The sequence below is a fragment of the Candidatus Cryptobacteroides sp. genome (genome assembly GCF_056207615.1).
Window position 1 is genome coordinate 1 of sequence record NZ_JBAEER010000082.1, and the last position, 3562, is coordinate 3562.

At 55.2% G+C, this 3562-nt stretch carries 3 protein-coding genes; 2 read left to right on the forward strand and 1 reads right to left on the reverse strand.

Going from position 1 to position 3562, the window contains the following annotated elements; translation table 11 throughout:
* A partial coding sequence (locus AC06ND_RS04920) for a family 43 glycosylhydrolase (RefSeq protein WP_475677877.1) occupies window positions 1-849 on the forward strand: 849 nt, incomplete at its 5' end.
* A 72-nt stretch (window positions 850-921) separates the two neighbouring features.
* A complete protein-coding gene (locus AC06ND_RS04925; RefSeq protein WP_475677878.1) occupies window positions 922-2574 on the forward strand; it encodes an alpha/beta fold hydrolase in 1653 nt (550 codons plus the stop codon).
* A 138-nt stretch (window positions 2575-2712) separates the two neighbouring features.
* Here AC06ND_RS04925 and AC06ND_RS04930 read toward each other — a convergent pair.
* Window positions 2713-3562 (reverse strand): carboxylesterase family protein (locus AC06ND_RS04930; protein WP_475677879.1); only part of this gene is annotated, 850 nt, incomplete at its 5' end.

Sequence of the window (3562 nt, forward strand, 5' to 3'; positions counted from 1 at the left end):
CACTGGCGCTACGAGAACAACGTGTTCAAGTCTGCTCCTCAGTGGGCACAGGACAAGGGCTTCCGCGGCATGCCATGGGCACCTGACATCCAGTACATCAACGGCAAGTGGTACATCTACTACTCATACTCAGGCTTCGGCAAGAACAAGTCTGCCATCGGAGTCGCTACCAACAGGACCCTCAACCCGGAGTCTCCTGACTTCAAGTGGGAGGATCAGGGCATGATCGTGGAGTCTGTCCCTGGACGTGACGAGTGGAACGCCATCGACGCCAACGTGATGGTTGACGAGGACGGAACAGGATGGCTCGTATTCGGTTCATTCTGGCGCGGAATCAAGATGTGCAAGCTCAACGAGGACTACACCAGGCTCGCAGACCCAGAGGAGTGGTATCCAGTGTCAAGGCGTCCTGAGGGCACCGCACCTGAGACCGTATCTACCGACACCGCAGTGAGCCCAGACCCTAGAGGTCTCGACTTCGACGCAGGTAACGGCGCAGTCGAGGCTCCGTTCCTCTTCAAGCATGACGGCAAGTACTATCTCTTCGTATCGTTCGACCTCTGCTGCCGTGGCGAGAAGAGTACCTACAACGTTGTCGTAGGTCGCGCCGACAAGATCACCGGACCTTACTTTGACAAGGACGGCGTGAACATGATGAACAGCGGCGGAACCCTCGTTTGCGGTGGCAACGAGCAGTTCGCTGGTGCCGGCCATTGCGCAGTCGTGACCTTCGACGGCAAGGACTACATCTTCATGCACGGCTACGACAAGGACTACGACTACGACTCGAAGCTCCTCATCAGGGAGATCACCTGGTCTGCTGACGGCTGGCCTATCGTGAACCTCTAGAATTAACCCAAGAATCAGAATCATGGAAAGAAAGCTTCTCGTGACAGAAAGAACAGGTAAGACAAACAGATCATGAACATCAGAAGATTTATACTCGCACTGATGCTGGTATGCAGCTTCGCGTCACTCGACGCGAAGCCCCAGCTCAGGAAGAAGATAGTGGACGAAGGCGGCAGCGGTCCTTACAAGGCCGAGGCACGCGAGGAGAAGACCTTCGCGGACGCAGTAGTCTACAAGCCAATCGACCTCAAGGCAGCCGCAGCTGACTCCAAGCTCCCTGTACTCGTATTCGCAAACGGCGGATGCAACGACACGTCCCTCCCTCATGAAAGGATGCTCACCGAGGTGGCTTCGAGAGGCTACATCGTGATTGCGCTCGGAAGCATGCAGTTCGACATCAACGATCGTCCGCTCAAGAAATCACCTAACGAGCAGATGGCAGCTGCGATGGATTGGATCATCGCCCAGAACGCCCTCAAGAAGAGCGAATACTACGGTTGCGTGGCTACCGACAGGATCTCTGTCGCAGGACAGTCCTGCGGTGGCGCACAGGCTCTGTTCAACTCTACCGACCCTAGGGTAAAGACCACCGTCATGGTGAACTCAGGAATGGGTGATTTCGAGATGTCTGGTGCTAGCGCAGAGCTCCTCGACCAGCTCCATGCCCCTATCCTCTATATGGAAGGCGGCGAGAGCGACGTGGCCTATGCCAACGGAGTGAAGGACTACGCCAAGATCAACAACGTGTTCGCAGCATTCGCAAACCACCTCACCGCAGGTCATGTCGGTGACTTCGGCGACATCTACGGAGGAAGCTTCGCACAGATGCTCACTGCATGGCTCGACTGGCAGCTCAAGGGCGACAAGGAGCAGGCAAAGGTATTCACCGAGAGCAAGCTCGACAAGTACCCGGGATGGACCACCAAGGCAAAGGATCCGAACACAGGCTGGAGCAATGTGCCATTCTACACCATGGAGGTGCACACCTACAACGAGAGGGGCAACAACATCTTCGGTAGGCTCTACATACCTAACGACGGCGCCGCAAAGAAGCCTCTCGCCATCATGGCGCACGGTTTCAACTCCTCTTACCATGAGGTCGAGGCCTATGCTGAGACCCTTGCGCAGGAGGGTGTCGCAAGCTACATCTTCGATTTCGCAGGTGGCGCGGTGACCAGCCGCAGCGAGGGAAATTCTATCGACATGTCCGTATTCACCGAGGCTGACGACATCGCTTCGATCGTAGGCGCCGCAAAGGAATGGCATTTCATCGATTCCGACAGGATGACCCTCATGGGATGCAGCCAGGGCGGTCTCGTAGCTGCCATCGCATCTGCGCAGATGCCTGACGCATTCAAGTCCGTCGTGCTCGTATATCCTGCATTCTCGATTGCGGAGCATGCTGTGACCCTCCATCCGAAGGAGGCCATCACTTCCGAGACCGGCGTCCCTGTGATGGGTCTTCCTCTCTCTCATGTATATTATGACAAGCTCATCGGCTACGACGTGTTCAAGGACATGCCTAAGTACAAGGGCGAGGTCATGATAGTATACGGAGACAAGGACCCTATCGCCGCTGGAGACTATATCCAGCGCGCAGAGAAGGCATACGGCGGATGCGAGATCAACGTGGTTCCTGACGGCGCTCACGGCTTCCCTGAGTCACACACCCATGTGCTCGCAAACAAGCACATCGTGGACTTCATCACCCGCACCTTGAAATAGAGCGCGGACAATCGTAACAGACTGACTAACAGTACTGACAAAGAAGGACGGCTCCCTCGGAAGAGGGAGCCGTCCTAGCGTTTATTCGTTGAGATTCAGGCGCTTACGAATTCTGATAGGCAGACGCCGAGTCTCACTTTAGAAGAGTGGTCTTCCGTAGTCTCCGTAGAGTGAGAGTACATTCTCGTCGTTTACCCTGATGCGGCACTCGTCGTCGAAGATCATGGTAGCCTGATGGTCAGTGGTGAACGGCTCCCAGGTAGGAAGTCCTGCAGTGTTAGGATCACCGGTCTTGATGAATGAGATCCAGTATGAGCTCATGATATTCTCGAGCACATGTGCGTCAGGAGTGTTACCGGTCATCTCTGGCTGGAGCATCACGTTGTTGAACATGAATGGAAGCTCCATTCCGTGTGAAGCTGCGAGATAGTTGGTCTTAGGCTGCCATGTGAAGAGGTATGAGAATACCTTCGCTCCGCCCTGCTCGCTCTTGAGGCATGACTGCTTGATAGCGCCTGGAGTGAACGACAGGTCGATTGCGAGCATCTCCCTAGGGGTCTTGTCTGGATATACCTTCTTGAAGGTCTCGATGAAGCTGTCGGTGCGGTCACCGAACTTAGCCTTGAGCTCTACGAGAGCCTCGTCCATGCTGATTGGAGGATTCTCGAATGAGAACTCGTTGAAGTCGGTACCGATGATCACAGGGATGTCCTTGCTGATCTCAGGAGCGTCAGGAGAGAAAGGATGCCTTGGGAGGATGTTTCCGTCCACTACTGGAGAACCGATGAGGCGAAGGCCTGACATAGGGCTTCTGCCCTCAGTGGTGACGCTTGAGTAGATCTGGAGGAGCTCCTCATAGGTATAGTCGTTAACCTTTGAAGGGTTTGCTGCAGTTACGCCGAGAGCCTTTGCGAAAGCGAGGCCGACAGGCTGGGTAGTCTCAGGAAGCGCATGAGTGAGGGTCGAGCCGCTCTGGATGATGGCCTTG